This is a genomic window from Buttiauxella warmboldiae (genome assembly GCF_003818135.1).
Lineage (GTDB): Bacteria > Pseudomonadota > Gammaproteobacteria > Enterobacterales > Enterobacteriaceae > Buttiauxella > Buttiauxella warmboldiae.
On record NZ_RPOH01000011.1, the window covers coordinates 16,260 to 34,464 of the forward strand.

Consider the following 18,205-nt stretch of genomic DNA (forward strand, 5'->3'; position numbering starts at 1 on the left):
GCTTAGCGGTCCAGATGCTGAATACTGATGAGATAGCCAAAACGATGGTGCTGCACGCTCACCGGCTGGCGGCTGGCGTCACGCATCAGATAATGAATGGTCTCGATCAATTCGCCCTGCTCGTCGCGCAGTTCGCGCCGGGAAGCGATATCTTTCAACGTCCACCCCGGTGGCAGCTGAGGCTGCCAGGCCTTGAGCGGCCAGTAGCTCAACATAATATCGGCGAGCACCTGGCTGGCCGGAGGCAATTCAGGCAGCGTGATGGATTGTTCGGTTTTAATCCCCGCAGCATCGTAGGTCAAACGAAATAAACGAATCCCCAGCGGGGATAAGCCCGCCAGCATGATTTTCTGCTGGTCGGCATGGAGTAATACCATCAATGACTGGGTTTTGCCTTTTACCTGCGCGCTTAACAGCTGCTGCTGAGTGATGGCGGGTGAAATTCCGGGAGCGGGCAGCGTCACCAGCGTGCCGGGTTTTAGCCACGCCTGCGGTCTTGACGTCTCTGGTTTTGTGGTGCTACAGGCAACCAGTAGTAAGGAGCCAAGCAGCAGTGCCAGCGTCGGTAATTTTTTCATATTTCTCTCTTTCCCTGAGGAGGTAAAGCTAAAGGAGCGGTCAGGAATGCGCAGAAGATCCCGCAGCTGAGCACAATGCCAAAGCTGGCAATAGCCTGCGTCTGGCTAAAGACCAGCATGCCTAACGTCAATAGCGTGGTCAGCAGCGCCACGCTGATAGCCAGCAGCGAGGTCAGCGGCGTGCCGCGCGGGTTGCTAAAGAACAGGGTGTAGTTGATGCCAATCCCGAGAACCAGCACCAGCGCCAGTAATGAGAAAAGGTTTAGCGTATGGCCGCTAAAGGCGAGCGCGGCAAGCCCCCCACCGAGCGAAAGCAGCGAAGGCACCACATTCAATAAACCGCGCTTCAGACCAAGCCGCAGCACATAGCTGATAGCAATCGCTACTACCGCCACGGCCAGTAAACCAGCCAGCAAGCTGCGGAAGTGGCTGAATAGCTCGTTGAACTGCGCTTTGCGATCGACCCAGCTGACCCCCGGTATTTTTGCTGCAATCGCGGCGAGTGCTTCGCTGTTATGAACGCCGCTTACCGGCACCAGCGCGCCACTTTTGCCATCCGGCAGAGACAGCCACAGCAGGCGCCAGCCGCTGCTGATCGCGCTCTCTTGCCAGAGTTCCGGCGTTACCGGCATCGGCTGAAGATTAGGCGTAGCCACGCTAATCCCGCTTTCGGCAAGGCGCTTTTGCAGCACGGGGGCGGCTGCACGCAGCAGCTGTAGATCCGCCTGTTGCTGCCTGAGTGAGGCAAGAGGGATCAGGCGATAACTGTCGATAGCCTGCTGTTTTTTAGCCGCGGCCAGCTCTGGCGCCAGCGTCTCCAGCCGTTGCAGCGTTTGCTCGGCGCTGTCGCCGTAAACCACAAACCATTTTTGATCCATGCCCTGCCCGGTTAACGCGGTAATGGCCTGTTCTGCGCGCACCAGATCTTGCGGCAGCGCCTGAAAACTGGCGATATCGTCATTAATCTTTAACGAGGCTACCCCGGCGATACTTGCCAGCAGCAAGGCGACTGGCACACCCAGCCGCACCGCTTGCTTGTGCTGCCACGCGTTAAGCCAGCCGTTAAGCCAGCGGCTACAGGGCACCGCTCTGACCGGCAAACCGCGTACCAAAAAGGGATACCAGCACACTACCGTCAGGCAGGAGGCGATTAAGCCACTGGCGGCAAATACCGCAAGCTGGCGAATGCCGGGGAACGGCGCAAGGATCATAATCAGATAGGCAATCGTCGTGGTCGCCAGCGCCAGCAACAGGGCGGGCAGCACTTTACGCAGGCTGGCACCCGGCGAGTTTTGCGCACCATGCACCATGCGTTCGGTCAGATAATAGAGCGTGTAGTCCGCCGACACGCCGACGATGCTCATGCTCATCACCAGCGTCATCAGGTGCAGTTCACCGAAGCACAGCAGCGTAATAACCGTACCCGCCAGCGCCCCGATAGCCACTGAGAGCGCGCATAGCAGCAGAGGCCGCACCGAACGAAATACCACCAGTACCAGCAGCAGCACGCCAATGACCGTAGCCAGCCCCAGCGTCGAAACATCATGCTTTGCCTGCTGGCTGGCATAATCGCTGTACAACAGCGTGCCGCGCGACATCACCTCAGCCTGTGGGAAATGCTGTTGCAGCTTTTGCTGTAAGGCTTGCAGTTGCGCAACCGCCGCGCGCCCCTGCTGCATATCGAAGGAGGAGCCTTTTAGCTCACCATGTAGCAAATACCAGTAACGCCCCTGCTTATCACGCGCAACCAGCCAGCCGTTCATCAGGCGCATCTGGCTGGCCGTTTGCTGCAGCGCCAGCTGCGAGCCGCGCACCAGCATCAGCGGATCGTTGGTTAGCTCTTTACCGCTGACTCCAGAAAACGCCGAATAGAGCTGTGCTAACACCCATTGCGCCTGCGCTTCCCCACCGTTTTGCAAGCGGCTACGGGTTTGGTTATCGACCAGCCCGTTGCGGTGTTCAAAGTAAAACTTCCCCCACGCCTGCTGGCCCTTAGCATCCATCGGCCCCTGTACATCTTGCAGAAAGGGCTGCTGTTGCAGCTGCGCCAGCCACCACCGAGCGGCGGCGGGGTCTGGCGTGCTGCCGGGGCTAACCATCCACATCATTTGCCGATCAAGACGCTGCAGAAAACCCTTCTCAATGGACGGCGGAATATTCCCGAGGCTGCTGGCAGGTAGCAGCGACAGCACGCTGCTGTCGATGCGCGCCTTCGGTAATAAGGTTGCGAGCAACACCGCCAGCAGGATGACTAGCGCAAGCCAGCCTGCAGCCTGCCGGCGATGCGCGTCAGAAAGCGAAGCGCTGCTGCTCTTCATGGGTCAGTTTTCGTGGGTTCGGTCGGTGATCGCTGAAGGAGATCTCGGTGAAATCTCCCTGTAAATCATTGAGCGCAATCCGGTTAAGGTACTTATCGCCCTGCAATGTGATGGTGCTAAACAGCTTGTCGAGCGGCGTGGTGGTTGGCGTTAATACCAGCTGCCATTTGCCATCGCCTTCATCGGTGAAGGCACTGGTAAAGTTCTCATCCAGCACCTGACGGTCGGCCTGGAACAGGGCGCGCAGCAGGTGGTTGAACTGGAACATTTGCGGATTGCTGTCAGCGGTGATGATTTGTGGTGCCTGACGGCCCATGACCTGCACCATATGGCTGTCGTCGAGCACCAGCGTCATCGGAAACGGGTGCTGTTGCTGCCACCATAACCCTTTGCTTTTGGCGATCAACACTTCGCCGCTGGAGTGCAGCGGCTGCGCCATACCGCTGATTTGGCGGTCCTGCTGGAATTTTGCGCGCACCACCGGCTGCGAGGCAAAGCTGCGTTGCACCTCATCAAGCGTAATGGCGCGCGCCGTAAAGCTGAGACACAGCAAGGCCATTAAAATAATCTTATTCATGACTCAAGCCCATGCGTTGAAAAAGGATTGGCGGGGAGACAAAACAGAGCTCTCCGCTTGTGGCCTCAACGGCAACCTGAATGGTGTAGCCCGTTGTGGTACGTTTACCGCTGGCGGCATCAAAAACTTCATAGCCGATTTTCAGGCGGTTTTCATACTCCAGCACCGTCGCCCGCACCAGGATCTGCTGTTCAAACTTCACCACATCACGGTATTTGATGCGGGTGTCGACCACCGGCCAGGCAAAACCGGACTCGCCCATCGCGCGGTAGCCATAATCAAACTGGTTAAGCAGCGCTTCGCGCGCCACCTCAAAGTAGCGGAAATAGTTACCGTGCCACACAACTCCCATTGCATCGACATCATGAAAGGGGACTTTGATGCTGACCTCCACGGTAAAGCGCGGGTCATTTAACATCCGGACTCCTTTTCTGGCGGCAGTTGCCAGAAATCATAAAAATTAAACCAGTCGAGCGGTGAACGGAGCGCGTAAAACTCCAGACGACGCGCGTAACGATCGATGCAGTCTTGCAACGCCTGCTGGCGTGCGGCACGCGGCAGCAGCAGAGGATCGGCAAAATGTTCAGCGTGAATGCGTAGTTTGCCCTCCTCACGCAGCACCATCATCAGAATAACCGGGCATCGCAATGCGGCGGCAAGAATAAACGGCCCCTGCGGGAACGGCGCAGGGCTGCCCATAAACCGGCTCCAGCACACGCGCCTTTCCCCTCCGCGTTGGGTATTCACCGCGATTCTGTCGCCGACGATCGCCACCCACTCCCCGGCATCGAGTTTTTCCTGCAATAGCATGGCCGTTTCCGGGCCGATGTGGCTAACCGGCAATAAATTTACGCCAGCCTGCGGGGCGATCTCTTCAAGGATCTGGCGAAAACGCTGGGCGTGGTCGGTAAAGACCAGCGCATTAATCACCAGGCCCGCTTCAACCTGCGCCAGCGCACGGCTGGCTTCAATATCGCCGAGGTGCGCGGCAAGAATTAATTTCCCCTGCCCCGCCTGCGGCTGCAAAACTTCGCGGCTGCCGGGGGCAAATTCGATATCGCGCCCCCAGAGAAGATCCCCGCGCCAGGCGGCGATTTTATTCAGCATCGCATCGCCAAAGCGTAAGAAATGGCGGTAGCTGTTGAGCCCTTGCGGCAGGGGAAGCTGCTGGCAGCGCGCCTGTTGGCGTACGCGCTCCAGCCACTGCTGCGAGGCCTTACGTTGCTGGCGCCCCGTTAACCACATCCACCCCACCACCGGGTAGAGCAACGCATTAAACGCACGCCGCCCCAGACGCTGGTAGGTTGTCAGCATCAGGCGCATTCCCGCCAGACCTTTACGCTCCGGGACTTGCGCCCAGTGCGCGCTCTTGCGCCGACGGGCCAGCAGCGATGGAATGCGCGGCAACATGCCGAAAAATAAACGCGTGTGCATCCACGAGATGCGCAGATTATCGCGCAGGGCATCAAAATGCGACAGGCCATCCGGCGGGTAAATGACCCTTGTTTTCAGAAACCGGCTGTCGGTGCCCGCCCAGTACAAGCGCACCATAATTTCCGTGTCGAAATCCATTCGTTTGCCGGGGCGATGTTTCGCAACCACCGCGAGCGTTGCCGCCAGCGGATAAACCCGGAAGCCGCACATGCTGTCTTTTAACGATAACGAAAGCGTTTCAATCCATACCCAGAAATGGGTGACGTAACGCCCGTAGAGGCGTGATTTTGGTACCGATTCATCATAATCCGGAGCGCCAGAAATCAGACTTTCAGGATACAGCCGCGCTTGTTGTAAAAAGCGCGGCACATCTTCAATGGCGTGCTGCCCGTCGGCATCAAGCTGAATGGCATGGGTAAATCCCGCCTGCCATGCTGCTTTAAGGCCGGTAATCACCGCCGCCCCTTTTCCCTGGTTAGTCGCCAGCGAAATAAGAGTGACGCCGCTTAATTGCGCCAGCTGCTGTTTGGTTGCAGGCTCGCTGCCATCATCGACAATAATGCAGGGCAGCCCGGAAGGCTGCAGACGTGCCAGCACGGAGGCCATCGTCGCGCCGTGGTTGTAACAGGGGATCACCACGCATGGGCGAAAAGCCGCAGCCGTTACGCGCATAATTTAATTTTCCCGCTGCTGGCGGGCCACCAGTGCTCATCTTTTAACACGGTGTAGGCAAAACTCAGCACCCTGCGCGCCGCATCCCACTGCAGATTCAGCTCCAGCTGATTTTCCGGCACTATCGGGCGCTGAAATTTAGCGCTATCAATTGAGCTAAAATGCATCCCCGGCGCAAGCTCAGCCCCGTATGCCATCACCCAGTCAAGCTGTGCCACACCCGGTAATAACGGTTGTTCCGGAAAATGACCGGCAAACCAGCTTAATGTGGCCGGAACGGCCAGCCGCACCGTCAGTTTGCCCGCCTCAGGTTGCGAACGCTGTAGCTCAACGGGTTTCATCAAATAACTCCTGTAATTGCGCCCATGCACGCTTGCTTTGGCTATTCAGCGGAATGTGCTCAACAATGCGCCAGTAGCGCGGAATAGCTATGGGCTCCAGCCACGCGCGCAGTGCTTCGCGCCAGCGTCGCTTATCACTATGTTGCCCAGTGGTGACCACTACCGCTCCCAGCGCAACCCGGTTACCGCGCGTAACGGGCACCACCGCGGCATCTTCAATACCGGGCAAGGCCAACAAACGGCGTTCAATCTCACTGAGCGAAATCCGTTTTTCTTCAATTTTTACGATACGATCGCGGCGGCCGGATAAACGAAAACGCCCCTGCGGGGTAAATTCCAGAATATCATCCAGCGGCAGCCGCCCCTGATAAATCAAGGGTGACTCCACCTGCCAGCCCTCTTCATTCGGGGTAAAATGCACCGCCGGGAAGGGCTGCCACTCCGGGGAGGCTTCATTATGCTGCCGCCACGCCAGCACCCCGGTTTCAGTGGTACCGTAAATTTCTGACACCGGCGTCCGCAGCCAGGCCTGCGCATTTTGCGCGCTATCGTCATCGAGTTTTCCGGCGGCAGAGAGAACCATTTTAAAGTTCGGCGCCGTAAGGCTGGCATCAAGGCGTTTTAAAAACGCCGGGCTGCTGATAAATAATAACGGGGATGCGCAATGCGCAACCAGCTGTTCCGGAAAATGAATCATCCGGGCATCATTTGCTAACCCAAGCGCCATTGGCAGCATCACGCGGAAGGTGAAACCATAGAGATGCTGGTGCGACACCGATCCCACTACGCGGCAACCGGCTACGCTCTTCCCCCATAATGCCGCAATCCAGACAATTTCTTCATCCAGCGCTCGCACCGTTTTAAAAATTTGCGCGGGTTCACCCGTGGAGCCCGAGGTAAACAACACGACCCCTGCATCGCCAGGGATCGCGGCGAACGGCGCAACTTCCGCATACTCCAGATTTTGCGGATTGATTACCGGACAGGTGAGTTCAAGCGGCGTATCGCTGAGCACCCCATAAAAGTGCGTTTGCTGCTCGCGCAGCTGGGCTTCACGACTGTGTCCGGGGATCACTGGCGTTTTACCGGCGTGCAGCGTAGCCAGCAGCGCGGTGATAAAAAGGTAGCCGTTATCAAAACAGAGCGCCCAGCGCTCACCCGGCTGTGATTTTAGCCAGCCATAAATACGCTGCACATCGTTAATTAACTCGGCCTGCGTCCAGAGCGCGGCGCCATCAAAAGCCACAATGTGTTGCGCAGGGCGGCTGCACCCAAGCCACTGCGCCAGCGGTAACGGCTTATTCATCGCGGCGCTTCACCCGTTGCCTGATAAGCCATTCGCCCGTAAACAGCGCGCCCATTAGCAGATAGCCGATCATTCCGTTCCACAACGTCCACCAGTGAATATTTCCCGCAAGGCAGGTAAACAGCGCAACGCCGCCATTAAAGAGAAAGAACAGGCACCATACCTGAGTCACCCGGCGGGTATAACGCACGCCAGCAGGAGAGAGGTCACCTTCGCGCCAGCGCGCCAGGCGCTCAATGACTGACTGGCGACTCCACAGCGAGCCGCCAAAGAGCGCCAGCATCACCATATTGACCACCACCGGATACCACAGCAGCAGCTGCAGTTCGCGTAGCCAGAGACTGGCAACGGTGAGCAGCGCTCCCGCAACGGCCAGTCCTTTAAACGCATGGCTTAAAGCTCCGGTTTTGCCACGCAGCGCACACAGCCGCAGTACAAAGCACAGCGCCAGGGCAGGTAATAACATGTGTAATTCTGGATATGAGAGGGCTAACCAGACGGCAAAGGGCCAGCCGATGATGGCCAGCCCTCCGGCAACGCTTAGCGCGCGTTTTGCCAGCACGCTTTAAGATCCGTTTTGTAAACGCTCAACCGCGTCCACCACATCCTGAACGGTGCGAACCGCTTTAAAATCTTCCGGTTTAATTTTTTTACCGGTGCGTTTTTGCAGATGGACCACCATATCGACCGCATCGATGCTGTCGAGATCCAAATCTTCATAGAGACGGGATTGTGGCGTAATTTGTTCCGCTGAGAGTTCAAATAACTTAACCAGTAACCCGGTGACTTCCTGATAAATATCTTGTTTATTCATAGCGTGCTCGTGGTTGCAATCAGGCGCGGTGCGCAGGGGTTTGGGTGTCTATAAAAGCGGCAAGCCTGGCGACAGAGTAAAAATGTTCGCGCATCGCTTCGTTTTCGGCGGATAACACCACACCATAACGTTTTTTAACTGCCAGTCCCAATTCCAGTGCATCAATGGAATCAAGGCCAAGACCGTCGTGACCAAATAACGCAGCCTCGCTTTCAATCTCATCAACACCGATCTCCTCGAGATTCAGGGTGTCGATAATGAGTTGTTTAATATCGCTCTCTAAGGATTCCATATAACCATCCGAGTCTTAACGAGAATCAGGAACCAGTTCCTGACATAAATAGTGGCTAAGACGACGCGCCGCCAGTGCGGGCGCATCATCCTGACTTGCCATAAAACGCTTGCTATCAATCCGCTGCTTTACACTGACGGTAATCATCGGTTTGTGTTTGGGTATCTGATACCAGCGGCTGTGTTTATCCAGATAACGCCGATCGCTATGAATATGCACCAGCCGCAATTCGCAGCCGCTACGTACGGCGATATTAGCCGCCCCGCGCTGGATAGTTAACGGCTCTCCCGGACGCGTGCGCGTGCCCTCCGGAAAAATCAGTATCGCCTCCCCTGCCGCCATACGTTTCTGGCTTTCAGGCAGTAATGTTTCGCCCTGGCTGTTGACCAGATAATCTGCCGCTTTTATCACGCCGCGAAAGCAGGGATTGTTCACCAGGCTCGCTTTCACCAGGCAGCCGATGTGCGGAGCCTGGGAAGCAATAAACACGTAATCCAGCAACGTCGGGTGGTTAGCCACAATCAAACAACCGCGATCGTTCGCTAATTGTTCGCAGCCCTCAAAGCGGTAATCGAATACCCCCAGAGCGCGCCCGAGGCGTAAAAACAGCCGGAAGCTGGCGGCGATGCTGCGCCGCGCAAGATCGCGGCGCTTGCCGCTGTCGCGCACAAACAGCAACAGCAAGTTAAACCATACCAGCGACAGCGCAAGGCCACCGCTACCAAATAAAATGAACAGCCAGCCGGTCATCAGCACGCGCCAGCACCATTTAATGCGCGCCGACATTAATGACGACTCCAGCACCAGCGCAGACGTTCGCCCGGCAGCGTGAAGCTTTGCTTATCGCTAAGCCAGGCGTGTAAAAATGCCAGTCCCTGCGGCAAAGCCTGCGCGCCAGGCTTCTGGCCCGGTGTGGTTTCACACTGCATTTGCGAGCCCGCCTGCAGCAATAATCCCACGGCAAACGGAATATCGACCACTTCTTCAGGAAGGTGCGGATGATAAAACTCAGGCAGCAGGCCATCGAAGTCCACCAGCATGACGCGCTGATAACCGGCATGATGCAGCGCGGCCACTTCAATCAGCGCCTGCGAAAAGCTATCAAAACCTGCCGCAACGGAAGAACAAACCAGCGCTTGCTGCGCCGCAATCGTGGTGTTGCCCACCGCAGAGTTATGAACCGACATCGCAAAATCCGTTGGCGAAAGGGCTTCCTGCTGCGCCAGAGCGCTCAAAATGCGGAAATTTCGCTCCAGTTCACCGTGACGGCTGGCGAAAACCAACGCATCGACCGGCTGTCTGGAGAGTAGCGCCAGCGCGCAGTCAACCGCCAGGCGGCTGCCAGAGGCCAGACGGCGGGCTGTCATCATCGGTAAATGCCGGCTTTTAGCCAGCGGGGCGGCAATATCAATCGAGGCTGCGTCTTTCCCCCACGCCAGCCAGTCATCGTGTTCAGATAAACCCGGAGCGCTGGCCTGCCAGTCGATAATGTTAAACGCTAACTTCATGCTCGGTACCATTACTCCTGTAACATCCCGCCAGATATTACGCTGCGAATTTATAGCGACTATAAAATAAGTCTTAATTTAACGAGGTCTTTCTTAAAGCGCTGCTATTTTGCGCAGCATGCTGGCACCACGGCGGGGAATAGTAACAAAAAAGAGTGTTAAATAAATACATGGGATAGCACAAAAGTCTTACGGTTAGCAGGCCTTTGATTCTGGCGGGATGCCACTTCAGGCATAGCAGGCTGATGCTTGTCGTCTAGCCGGGTGTGAGGGTTATCGGTAAAAAATGGGCAGCAACACAGGCTAAATCTGACCCGGTGATGCCCACTGTTTTTCCAGATGAATCTCTTTACCATCCGTCACGCTGACCATAATCGTGATGCTGTCGCCTGCAGAAAGCGTCAGCTGCATCTGTGATAAAGGGGTTGGCTGGTTGGCCTTAATCAGAACAGTGCTGCTCTGGCTGCTATTGCTTTGCCCGGAAGCGCCAGAACTCATGGCTGTGAGCTTAACCCGGCATTCACACTCCTGCGCTAAGGTTGCCACAGGCACGATGGTATACGTATTTCCCTGCTGGCGGGTATCGAAGGTAAGCTGATTACCGAGAGCCGCAAGTAAGAATAAGATAGGCATATTTTTCTCCCGATGAAAAAAGAAAAACAGGACCGCTGGCCCTGTTTTTAATCGTGCAGCATCTCAATTAATGCTGTTGTAGATTCGCGCGGTTATTATGACCAATTTGCGTCAGCTCAACGGAAGAGGAGGCGGCAGTCTGGTTAACAACCGCACCGTTGCGAGCTCCATACTGGCTCACGTCAATCGTCGAGCCTTTGGCTTCCCACTGGTCAATGGTGGCATTATTACCCCTACCTTTTTGCAGCAGGTCGATAGATGCGTTATCCGCGCCCTGCCCAACATCTGCACCATTCGAAGAGCCATATTGTTTAATATCAAGGGATGATTTACGGGCATCAGCCTGCAGGGCAGTAACGCTGTTATTTGCCCCATGCTGATAGACCTTCATGCTGGATTCCGGGCCATTATTATTACCGTTACCGTTGCCGTTGTTGCCGTTATTACCATGGCCTGGGTATGAAAATTGCAAATCTGAAGCCATTGCACTACTTGAAACCACCACTGCTGCTATTGCTGCGATTTTGATAAAGTTCATGGTGAAACCCCCATTGTATTGAGAATGTTAGTCCAAACGATCGGCGGCTAACGTTGGATAACGCGGACTGCCATTTGGGACTGTTTCTGTACAACAATTGCTGATTTTTGCGTGCCTTGTTGAATAATACTTGCCCGATTAGCAGAACCTTTCTGAATAATAAGTGCAGTATTACCCGCAGACTGCTGCTGAATATCCGCATCATTGCCGTAGCCTGATTGCGAAATATAAGCAACATTGTAACTCCCTGATTGTTCGACGTTCGTACGGTTACCAGAACCACTCTGATTAATAACCGCCAGCTGCCGGGTTCCATTTTGGCCAACACGGGCACTGTTGTTAGTGCCATATTGACCGACTATTGCTGCCTGATTGAATGAAGCTTTGCTTAATTCATTGGTAACAAAGCTATATTCCGATTTTGCGAGGTCAGAAGTATTCGCAAATACATAACCAGGCGTCCCCAGCAATGCTAACATCACAAATAACGAGCCGTTTTTCATGTTGTCACCCTGGACCTGGATATCGTTATTAAAATAGCAATTACAATTTATAAAGCTGACCATCTGTTAACGCTAACAATGAATGCTCATCGCTGCATCACGGAATTGAGTATGTCTGGTGAAAGATTAAAAACATCTCACCCGCAGGTTGTATTTTTATATTTCCACTGATAACAAAGTATGAGATCAATACAAAATAGAATATATCAGAGAGTTACCTTTCAATTAACACCAAAGCTTCTTGAAAGCATCATATTAAGTAAATCCAACTTACTTCCCCTGGGCTGTAGCGGCATGCAACAGTAATTTTTACCACTCTCATTGTCACGGAGGTGATTTTTCTTAAGCTGAACACCTTCAGACAGCGAAAGGCTGAAATTTTACATTTACCACAGCTAATTAAATGATGACGAAAAACAAACAAATCATTAAATATCAATACGATAATTTTATTTGTATGATTTTTAAAACTATGCAAATACTAATTTATGTACAACTTTATCATTAAACACAAATAATAAAAAAACCACCATGAAACATTTAAATATCTATAGTTACATTACGTAACAGCTTTAACACTTGCTTTAAGATTAGTAACCGCTAGATTGAAATCAGCAGTAACATTTTGTTTAACACATTAAGTCAGAGCGCAATTTAGCGTTATTTGACGGTGTTATATTTTCTTTACTCACAGCAATGCAGCATCTATCAGTACTTCTGGTGAATTAACTTTCTGTTAATTCAGCTGATTGATGCGCAAACTCGGACGGAGTTTCATCATGTTTAATGAAGTCCATGCAATGAATAGCCAGACGTTAAGCGGTCAGTCATTGTTGTTGATCACCAAACCATCGCTACAAGCCACCGCGTTATTACAGCACCTGAAGTCTTCACTTGCTATAAATGGTAAACTTCACAATATTCAACGTTCTCTTCAGGATGTAGTGGGTAACGTGGTGGTGCTTTTCGATATGGTTGAAGCCGATAAAAAGCTGATTAACTACTGGCAGGACAATTTAAGTCGTAAACATAACAGCATTAAGCTGTTGCTGTTAAATACCCCTGAAGAGTATCAGTTTCGTGACATAGAAAGCTGGCCACATATTAATGGGGTGTTTTATATGTCAGAAGAAGGGCCAAGAGTGGTGGAAGGGATTCGTGGGGTCATGGATGGAGAGTGCTACTTTTCACAAAAATTAGCCAGCTACCTGATTAACCACTCGGGTAACTATCGTTTCAATAACGTCGAGTCCTCTCTTTTAACGCACCGTGAAAAGGAAATACTTAATAAATTACGTATTGGCGCATCAAATATCGAAATCGCTCAGTCGTTATTTATAAGTGAAAACACGGTAAAAACCCATCTCTATAATCTTTTCAAGAAAATATCCGTCAAGAACCGCACTCAGGCGGTTTTCTGGGCAAACGATAACCTCAGGCGATAGAACAATGAAAAAACATGCGGCTTTACTGCTGGCATCCGTTTTACTTTGCGCCAGCAGGGGCGCTCACGCCGTAGAAGTGGAGGTTCCCGGATTACTAACGGACCATACTGTTTCTTCTGTGGGACACGATTTTTATCGTGCCTTTAGCGACAGGTGGGAAAGTAGTTTTACCGGAAATTTAACGATAAATGAGCGACCCAGTGCCCGTTGGGGAAGCTGGATCACCATTACTGTCGATCAGGATGTCATATTTCAGTCTTTTTTATTCCCCTCTAAACGCGACTTTGACCGCAACGTCAATCTCGCACTGGTTCAAACCGAAGAAGCAATTAACCGCCGGCAAATTGACAAAGCATTGTTGAGCACCGGCGATTTAACCAGCGACGAATTTTAGGAGGCAGTCATGCGTATCACTGATGCAGTTTTGTCTTTGCTGCTCCTCTCCCCCCTTGCATGGGGCGGAAATATGCAATTCCAGTTCACTAATCCGAATTTTGGTGGCAACCCGAATAACGGCTCTTTTTTACTTAACTCCGCGCAAGCGCAGAACTCCTATAAAGATCCCAGCTTTGATGATGATTTTGGGATTGAAACCCCATCGGCGCTGGATAACTTTACCCAGGCCATTCAGTCGCAGTTATTGGGTGGCTTGCTAAGCAACATTAATACCGGCAAGCCCGGGCGTATGGTAACCAATGATTTTATCGTTGATATCGCTAACGCTGACGGCCAGCTGCAATTAAATGTGACGGACCGTAAAACAGGGAAAACATCCACTATTCAGGTTGCTGGCTTACAGAATTCATCTGCTGACTTCTAGTGAGTCTTAAATAATCAAAAAGTATTTAAGGATAAACATCATGCAGCGTTTATTGCTTATCGTAGCGGTGTGTTTATTAAGTGGCTGTTTAACCGCACCACCTAAAGAAGCGGCAAAACCTACCCTTATGCCGCGGGCGCAAAGCTATCGTGATTTAACCCATTTACCGGAATCAAAAGGTAAGCTGTTTGTCTCGGTTTATAATATTCAGGATGAAACCGGGCAATTTAAACCCTATCCCGCAAGTAACTTCTCAACGGCGGTACCACAGAGTGCGACCTCTATGCTGGTCACGGCATTAAAAGATTCACGCTGGTTTATTCCTCTGGAGCGTCAGGGCCTGCAAAATCTGTTAAACGAACGCAAGATTATTCGTGCAGCCCAGGAAAACGGGACCGTAGCAGAGAATAACCGTCGACCGCTTGAATCTTTAATGGCGGCAAACGTGATGGTTGAAGGCTCGATTATCGGCTACGAAAGTAACGTGAAATCCGGTGGCGTGGGCGCCAGATATTTTGGTATCGGCGGCGAAACGCAATACCAGCTGGACCAAATTGCAGTGAACTTACGCGTGGTCAACGTCAGCACCGGCGAGGTGTTGTCGTCGGTGAATACCAGCAAAACAATTTTGTCTTATGAAGTGCAGGCCGGGGTATTCCGTTTCGTCGATTATCAGCGGCTGCTGGAAGGTGAAATCGGCTATACCACTAATGAACCGGTGATGATGTGCCTGATGTCAGCAATTGAAACCGGGGTGATTTATCTGGTTAATGATGGTATTAACCGCGGCCTGTGGGATCTGCAAAACCCGCAGGATATTAACCACCCGGTACTCGCGAAATACCGAGAGATGTCGGTCCCTCCGGAGTCCTGATAGGCAGGCGCGAAGAAAAAGCGAGATAGCTGGCAAAGAGAGAAAAGCAGTTTTTCCTTCTTTGCGGCTATTTTTGCGGCTATTGCTCTAAAACCAGCCACGGCTGGTTTTTGTATTATTCGGCTAGCTTTTTAGCTGACAGCACCTGAGTTTCCGCTTTCGCTTGACGCGCCGCAAGCCACAGCCCGCTATTTTTCATCGCAAAACCAAAAACCAGCCCCAGCAATAAAGAAGGGATAACCATTCGCCACTCCCCCTGGCCTGCAAAGGTCGCGCAAGCCCCGATAAAGGTCCCTGGTACAAACGACAACAGCGTATGTTTCGCCTGAATGCACATCAGAAATGCCACAACGCCTGTCACCATATAGCCCACAATCTCCAGCTGCGGCGCCAGCGCGCTGCTGTGAACGATCACCTGCGCCCAAAGCACGCCGCTGCATAGGGTACAGGCAGAAATGAAGAGCCCTTTGATCCCGCCCTGCGGACAGGCAAAGTATGCGGTACAGCCAAGGAAACCCGCCCAGCTAAGAAGGCCGAGGCTTACCGCCACCCAACCCCACAGGCCGGAAAGAATACCGGTGGTCAATGCCAGAGAAATAAGTATGTTCATAGCGCCGTATCATAGCAGAGCCTTTTCACCCAGCTACGATCTGACGCACACTTTTTGTAAACCATAAATCAAGGTTGCATTTTTAATGTGAAGCAAATCACGTCAAGCTACTCTTCATGCTCTTCTTCCAGCTCGTCACGCATCGCCTGAATAGCTTCGCGGCTGATCGCGGCCAGCGTACGGTAGAATGGCGTTGTGGCATGCGCTTCAACTTTACCAAGGAACGTCCCCGCCCACGGCAGCAGATAGTCGTCAAACAGACGGATCTGCGCTTCAAACTCGTCTTCCTGCGACTGATCTTCCAGCCAGGAGGCCGCCAGCAGCAGGGTGCCAAAATGATCGGCTGGCGTGTCGCTGAGCGGCATACCGCGAAGTTTCAGAAACTCTCGCACCTCTCCTTCCGCACTATCGGCAATCCACGCGCTACGATATGGCGGCACGCTGCACTCTTCGCCGATAAATAACGCATTGTAGTCGGCGGCTAGCCGTTGCGGATCGCAGCTTTGCTGCAGACGAGCCAGCAGCTCATCTTGCTCCAGCGGCCAGTGTTCTGCCAGTTTACCTTCGCGGATCAGGGTCAACAGCGGCACTAACAGCGGGTCCTGAGGTTGACGGTAGTAGAGCGATCCTAAAATACGGCAGATAATTGAAAACTCATTCATGCTAACGATCCATTTAGTCGAAATTTCATAGGGAATATTAAAGTGTGGCGAATTCTTCGATCGGCTCCATGCCGCGTGATTCAAGGAAGCCGAGCAGGCGACGCACTGAAACATTCAGAATACGCTCTTGCGGGAACTCAACTTCTGCCAGAATCTTGCGGCATTCATCAAAATCCCCAAGGGTAAAGGCCGTGTGGGAGTCAGATCCCAACGATAGCCAGCCTCCGGCATCGCGCACCGCTGCGGCAATGGCGCGGCAATTCGGGCCGCTGCCCCTGCGCGAATGGTTAAACGAGGAGTTATTCAGCTCCAGCGCAACATGATACTTCGCCGCCGCCTGAGCGATAGCCGTAATATCGACCGGGAATTTAGGGTTGCCGGGATGGCTGATAATATGGACATTGCCGCTCGCCATCGCGGCAATCATCGCCTCGGTATGAGTGGCGCTATCCTGAGGCGGAAACACAGGCTCATGGAAACCTGCAATAATCAGATCCAGAGATTCCAGCATCGGGCCGGTACAGTCGATCTCCCCGGCGATATTTTTAATATTGGCTTCAATGCCACGCAAAATACCGACGCCATCGACCACTCGCGGCCAGATACGCATATTCACAAAATGCCAGTAATGCGGCGCGTCGGCCATATCCGGGCCGTGATCGGTAATAGCAAACAGCTTGATACCTTTGCTTTTGGCAATCGCTATATAGTCATGAAGGGTGCTGTAAGCGTGGGTGCTGGCGACGGTGTGCATATGCAGGTCAACGGGATACATTATTCTCTCCTTTTTTCTCTTTCCCGCAAGGATAGCAGCTATCACCGTTGTTTTTTAGCCCGACTCAGGCCGGGCTGAACATTTAATAACCGTGATGCAAAGAAACCTGGCCGCCCGGCGACTCACCGTTTTCAATCTGGCGAATGGTTTTAGCAATATATTCCATGGCTTCCACAGGACGAGTCACCGCCGCCAGATGAGGGGTGATGGCAATACGAGGATGCTTCCACAGCGGGTTTTCAGCAGGCAAAGGCTCCTGGGCAAACACATCAAGCATCGCCCCTTTTACCTTCCCGCTCTCAAGGGCCGCCAGTAAATCATTTTCGACCAGGTGCACGCCACGCGCCAGGTTCATAACAAAAGCTTCATCCGCCAGCTTATTAAGCAGTTGACGATTAATAATACCGACGGTTTGCGGGGTATTCGGCAGCAGGTTAATCAACACGCGCGTGCCGTTCAGGAACTCATCGAGTTGTTCGGCACCGGCAAAACTGCTGACGCCCGGATACTCTTTTTTGCTGCGGCTCCAGCAACGCACCGGGAACCCCCACGCGGCCAGGCTTTCGGCCACTTTTCCTCCCAATACGCCGGCACCGAGCAGACCGATGGTAAAGTCTTCGCGGCGATAATCCTCCAGCGGCAGCCATTTTGCCTGCAGCTTTAGCGCCTGATAATCATCGAAGCGGCGGAACCAGTGCAGAACCTGACTGACCGCATACTCCTGCATTTGTAGCGCCATGCCGGTGTCTTCAAGACGAAATAACGGAACCCCCTGCGCCAGCATATCCGGATAGGCCTGAAGTTTGCTCAGAATAGAGTCCACCCCCGCCCCCAGGGCAAATACCCCTTTTAACGTCTCGCGCCCGCTGAGCATTTCTACCGGCGGATGCCAGACCAGCGCATAATCAGCAGGCTGGCTGTCACCAGGGTACCACTGGCGGACCCTGGCACCGGGAAGCTGCTGCTGCATGCCGTCGATCCAAAACTGCGGATTAAAGGTCGGGTGGTGAAAAATGATATCCATGCTTTCTCCATTTTTTCTTAGAGTTACGCGCAATGCTTAACAATACATGAGATGAAAGTAATAAAAAATCCGCGCTGCTGCTGTATTAAGCAGCAAATTGCCTGAAGTTTGGCTAAACGCACCGCGTTCTTTAAAAAGGGAATTGACGCCGCGCGCGCTTTTCCTTACATTAGCGCCCGTTCCGGTGGTCCAGGAACAACAAAACGGTGAGGTGTCCGAGTGGCTGAAGGAGCACGCCTGGAAAGTGTGTATACGGCAACGTATCGAGGGTTCGAACCCCTCTCTCACCGCCATATTTCAAAAGAAAGTCTGAATTCACGTTCAGACTTTTTTTTCGCCCGTAACCCGTGGAGAGACGGGTGAGAACCCTCGACCCGAGGTTCGACAAATGCTTCAGCATTTGGACGTCAGGGGCGCTTGCGACCATGACGCCCGCAGGGTGAGCGCAGCGAATCAGCCCTTCTCTCACCGCCATATTTCA

At 53.0% G+C, this 18,205-nt stretch carries 23 protein-coding genes and 1 tRNA gene; 5 read left to right on the forward strand and 19 right to left on the reverse strand.

What is annotated here, in order from left to right; translation table 11 throughout:
- Nucleotides 1–2: 2 nt before the first annotated feature.
- The 15 genes from EHN07_RS04010 to csgB all read right to left on the reverse strand — a co-directional run bounded on the left by EHN07_RS04010 (nt 3) and on the right by csgB (nt 11,514).
- Nucleotides 3–578, reverse strand: coding sequence for a DUF3261 domain-containing protein (locus tag EHN07_RS04010; RefSeq protein ID WP_124022908.1), 576 nt, complete (start codon nt 576–578; stop codon nt 3–5).
- On the reverse strand, nt 575–2,896 hold the full coding sequence (locus EHN07_RS04015; protein WP_124022909.1) for an MMPL family transporter: 2,322 nt from the start codon (nt 2,894–2,896) through the stop codon (nt 575–577). Before EHN07_RS04015 ends, EHN07_RS04010 begins: the two co-directional genes overlap by 4 nt.
- Entirely contained in the window at nt 2,868–3,473 is a 606-nt protein-coding gene (locus EHN07_RS04020) for an outer membrane lipoprotein carrier protein LolA (protein WP_124022910.1), read from the reverse strand. Before EHN07_RS04020 ends, EHN07_RS04015 begins: the two co-directional genes overlap by 29 nt.
- Nucleotides 3,466–3,891 carry an acyl-CoA thioesterase gene (locus EHN07_RS04025; RefSeq protein WP_124022911.1) on the reverse strand — a complete coding sequence of 142 codons (426 nt, stop codon included), beginning with the start codon at nt 3,889–3,891 and terminating at the stop codon, nt 3,466–3,468. Before EHN07_RS04025 ends, EHN07_RS04020 begins: the two co-directional genes overlap by 8 nt.
- Entirely contained in the window at nt 3,885–5,579 is a 1,695-nt protein-coding gene (locus EHN07_RS04030) for a glycosyltransferase family 2 protein (RefSeq protein WP_124022912.1), read from the reverse strand. The genes EHN07_RS04025 and EHN07_RS04030 overlap by 7 nt, the downstream gene beginning before the upstream one ends.
- Nucleotides 5,570–5,920 carry a 3-hydroxyacyl-ACP dehydratase FabZ family protein gene (locus EHN07_RS04035; RefSeq protein ID WP_124022913.1) on the reverse strand — a complete coding sequence of 117 codons (351 nt, stop codon included), beginning with the start codon at nt 5,918–5,920 and terminating at the stop codon, nt 5,570–5,572. The genes EHN07_RS04030 and EHN07_RS04035 overlap by 10 nt, the downstream gene beginning before the upstream one ends.
- Nucleotides 5,907–7,226 (reverse strand): AMP-binding protein, encoded by a 1,320-nt coding sequence (locus EHN07_RS04040; RefSeq protein ID WP_124022914.1) that lies wholly within the window; start codon nt 7,224–7,226, stop codon nt 5,907–5,909. The genes EHN07_RS04035 and EHN07_RS04040 overlap by 14 nt, the downstream gene beginning before the upstream one ends.
- Nucleotides 7,219–7,788 (reverse strand): COG4648 family protein, encoded by a 570-nt coding sequence (locus EHN07_RS04045; RefSeq protein ID WP_124022915.1) that lies wholly within the window; start codon nt 7,786–7,788, stop codon nt 7,219–7,221. Before EHN07_RS04045 ends, EHN07_RS04040 begins: the two co-directional genes overlap by 8 nt.
- A 3-nt stretch (nt 7,789–7,791) precedes the next feature.
- The gene (locus EHN07_RS04050; protein ID WP_124022916.1) at nt 7,792–8,040 is read right to left on the reverse strand and encodes an acyl carrier protein; all 249 of its coding nucleotides are present in this window, start codon (nt 8,038–8,040) and stop codon (nt 7,792–7,794) included.
- Nucleotides 8,041–8,059: 19 nt separating this feature from the next.
- Nucleotides 8,060–8,332, reverse strand: a complete 273-nt coding sequence (locus tag EHN07_RS04055; protein WP_124022917.1) for a phosphopantetheine-binding protein — start codon at nt 8,330–8,332, stop codon at nt 8,060–8,062.
- Between the two features lie 15 nt (nt 8,333–8,347).
- On the reverse strand, nt 8,348–9,118 hold the full coding sequence (locus EHN07_RS04060; protein ID WP_124022918.1) for a lysophospholipid acyltransferase family protein: 771 nt from the start codon (nt 9,116–9,118) through the stop codon (nt 8,348–8,350).
- Nucleotides 9,118–9,840, reverse strand: coding sequence for a beta-ketoacyl synthase chain length factor (locus tag EHN07_RS04065; RefSeq protein ID WP_124022919.1), 723 nt, complete (start codon nt 9,838–9,840; stop codon nt 9,118–9,120). The genes EHN07_RS04060 and EHN07_RS04065 overlap by 1 nt, the downstream gene beginning before the upstream one ends.
- 303 nt (nt 9,841–10,143) lie before the next feature.
- Nucleotides 10,144–10,473, reverse strand: a complete 330-nt coding sequence (csgC, locus tag EHN07_RS04070; protein WP_124022920.1) for a curli assembly chaperone CsgC — start codon at nt 10,471–10,473, stop codon at nt 10,144–10,146.
- A 67-nt stretch (nt 10,474–10,540) separates the two neighbouring features.
- On the reverse strand, nt 10,541–11,011 hold the full coding sequence (gene csgA, locus EHN07_RS04075) for a curli major subunit CsgA (protein WP_124022921.1): 471 nt from the start codon (nt 11,009–11,011) through the stop codon (nt 10,541–10,543).
- Nucleotides 11,012–11,058: 47 nt separating this feature from the next.
- Entirely contained in the window at nt 11,059–11,514 is a 456-nt protein-coding gene (csgB, locus tag EHN07_RS04080; RefSeq protein ID WP_124022922.1) for a curli minor subunit CsgB, read from the reverse strand.
- Between the two features lie 779 nt (nt 11,515–12,293).
- Here csgB and csgD point away from each other — a divergent pair.
- From csgD to csgG, 4 genes are read left to right on the forward strand one after another with little or no spacing between them, the layout of a single operon-like run.
- Nucleotides 12,294–12,959: a biofilm master transcriptional regulator CsgD gene (csgD, locus tag EHN07_RS04085; RefSeq protein ID WP_124022923.1), complete on the forward strand. Its 666-nt coding sequence runs from the start codon at nt 12,294–12,296 to the stop codon at nt 12,957–12,959.
- Between the two features lie 4 nt (nt 12,960–12,963).
- Nucleotides 12,964–13,353: a curli production assembly/transport protein CsgE gene (gene csgE / locus EHN07_RS04090; protein WP_124022924.1), complete on the forward strand. Its 390-nt coding sequence runs from the start codon at nt 12,964–12,966 to the stop codon at nt 13,351–13,353.
- Between the two features lie 9 nt (nt 13,354–13,362).
- On the forward strand, nt 13,363–13,779 hold the full coding sequence (csgF, locus tag EHN07_RS04095) for a curli production assembly/transport protein CsgF (protein WP_124022925.1): 417 nt from the start codon (nt 13,363–13,365) through the stop codon (nt 13,777–13,779).
- A 40-nt stretch (nt 13,780–13,819) separates the two neighbouring features.
- Nucleotides 13,820–14,653 carry a curli production assembly/transport protein CsgG gene (csgG, locus tag EHN07_RS04100; protein ID WP_124022926.1) on the forward strand — a complete coding sequence of 278 codons (834 nt, stop codon included), beginning with the start codon at nt 13,820–13,822 and terminating at the stop codon, nt 14,651–14,653.
- 115 nt (nt 14,654–14,768) lie between these two features.
- On the opposite strand, the gene EHN07_RS04105 is transcribed toward csgG, so the two are convergent.
- From EHN07_RS04105 to ghrA, 4 genes are all read right to left on the reverse strand, one after another.
- Nucleotides 14,769–15,263, reverse strand: a complete 495-nt coding sequence (locus EHN07_RS04105; RefSeq protein ID WP_124022927.1) for a DUF1097 domain-containing protein — start codon at nt 15,261–15,263, stop codon at nt 14,769–14,771.
- 107 nt (nt 15,264–15,370) lie between these two features.
- Nucleotides 15,371–15,925, reverse strand: a complete 555-nt coding sequence (locus tag EHN07_RS04110) for a TorD/DmsD family molecular chaperone (protein WP_124022928.1) — start codon at nt 15,923–15,925, stop codon at nt 15,371–15,373.
- A 37-nt stretch (nt 15,926–15,962) separates the two neighbouring features.
- Nucleotides 15,963–16,700, reverse strand: a complete 738-nt coding sequence (locus tag EHN07_RS04115; RefSeq protein ID WP_167467275.1) for a phosphatase — start codon at nt 16,698–16,700, stop codon at nt 15,963–15,965.
- Nucleotides 16,701–16,782: 82 nt separating this feature from the next.
- On the reverse strand, nt 16,783–17,724 hold the full coding sequence (ghrA, locus tag EHN07_RS04120) for a glyoxylate/hydroxypyruvate reductase GhrA (protein WP_124022929.1): 942 nt from the start codon (nt 17,722–17,724) through the stop codon (nt 16,783–16,785).
- Nucleotides 17,725–17,929: 205 nt separating this feature from the next.
- Between ghrA and EHN07_RS04125 the strand changes: the two genes are divergently transcribed.
- Nucleotides 17,930–18,017 (forward strand) — tRNA-Ser (locus EHN07_RS04125).
- Nucleotides 18,018–18,205: the final 188 nt, after the last annotated feature.

Excerpts from the sequence above, each read along its gene's own strand:
- EHN07_RS04010 (WP_124022908.1), bottom strand. The coding sequence starts at position 578 with ATGAAAAAATTACCGACGCTGGCACTGCTGCTTGGCTCCTTACTACTG.
- EHN07_RS04015 (WP_124022909.1), bottom strand. The coding sequence starts at position 2,896 with ATGAAGAGCAGCAGCGCTTCGCTTTCTGACGCGCATCGCCGGCAGGCT.
- EHN07_RS04020 (WP_124022910.1), bottom strand. The coding sequence starts at position 3,473 with ATGAATAAGATTATTTTAATGGCCTTGCTGTGTCTCAGCTTTACGGCG.
- EHN07_RS04025 (WP_124022911.1), bottom strand. The coding sequence starts at position 3,891 with ATGTTAAATGACCCGCGCTTTACCGTGGAGGTCAGCATCAAAGTCCCC.
- EHN07_RS04030 (WP_124022912.1), bottom strand. The coding sequence starts at position 5,579 with ATGCGCGTAACGGCTGCGGCTTTTCGCCCATGCGTGGTGATCCCCTGT.
- EHN07_RS04035 (WP_124022913.1), bottom strand. The coding sequence starts at position 5,920 with ATGAAACCCGTTGAGCTACAGCGTTCGCAACCTGAGGCGGGCAAACTG.
- EHN07_RS04040 (WP_124022914.1), bottom strand. The coding sequence starts at position 7,226 with ATGAATAAGCCGTTACCGCTGGCGCAGTGGCTTGGGTGCAGCCGCCCT.
- EHN07_RS04050 (WP_124022916.1), bottom strand. The coding sequence starts at position 8,040 with ATGAATAAACAAGATATTTATCAGGAAGTCACCGGGTTACTGGTTAAG.
- EHN07_RS04055 (WP_124022917.1), bottom strand. The coding sequence starts at position 8,332 with ATGGAATCCTTAGAGAGCGATATTAAACAACTCATTATCGACACCCTG.
- EHN07_RS04060 (WP_124022918.1), bottom strand. The coding sequence starts at position 9,118 with ATGTCGGCGCGCATTAAATGGTGCTGGCGCGTGCTGATGACCGGCTGG.
- EHN07_RS04065 (WP_124022919.1), bottom strand. The coding sequence starts at position 9,840 with ATGAAGTTAGCGTTTAACATTATCGACTGGCAGGCCAGCGCTCCGGGT.
- csgC (WP_124022920.1), bottom strand. The coding sequence starts at position 10,473 with ATGCCTATCTTATTCTTACTTGCGGCTCTCGGTAATCAGCTTACCTTC.
- csgA (WP_124022921.1), bottom strand. The coding sequence starts at position 11,011 with ATGAACTTTATCAAAATCGCAGCAATAGCAGCAGTGGTGGTTTCAAGT.
- csgB (WP_124022922.1), bottom strand. The coding sequence starts at position 11,514 with ATGAAAAACGGCTCGTTATTTGTGATGTTAGCATTGCTGGGGACGCCT.
- csgD (WP_124022923.1), top strand. The coding sequence starts at position 12,294 with ATGTTTAATGAAGTCCATGCAATGAATAGCCAGACGTTAAGCGGTCAG.
- csgE (WP_124022924.1), top strand. The coding sequence starts at position 12,964 with ATGAAAAAACATGCGGCTTTACTGCTGGCATCCGTTTTACTTTGCGCC.
- csgF (WP_124022925.1), top strand. The coding sequence starts at position 13,363 with ATGCGTATCACTGATGCAGTTTTGTCTTTGCTGCTCCTCTCCCCCCTT.
- csgG (WP_124022926.1), top strand. The coding sequence starts at position 13,820 with ATGCAGCGTTTATTGCTTATCGTAGCGGTGTGTTTATTAAGTGGCTGT.
- EHN07_RS04105 (WP_124022927.1), bottom strand. The coding sequence starts at position 15,263 with ATGAACATACTTATTTCTCTGGCATTGACCACCGGTATTCTTTCCGGC.
- EHN07_RS04110 (WP_124022928.1), bottom strand. The coding sequence starts at position 15,925 with ATGAATGAGTTTTCAATTATCTGCCGTATTTTAGGATCGCTCTACTAC.
- EHN07_RS04115 (WP_167467275.1), bottom strand. The coding sequence starts at position 16,700 with ATGTATCCCGTTGACCTGCATATGCACACCGTCGCCAGCACCCACGCT.
- ghrA (WP_124022929.1), bottom strand. The coding sequence starts at position 17,724 with ATGGATATCATTTTTCACCACCCGACCTTTAATCCGCAGTTTTGGATC.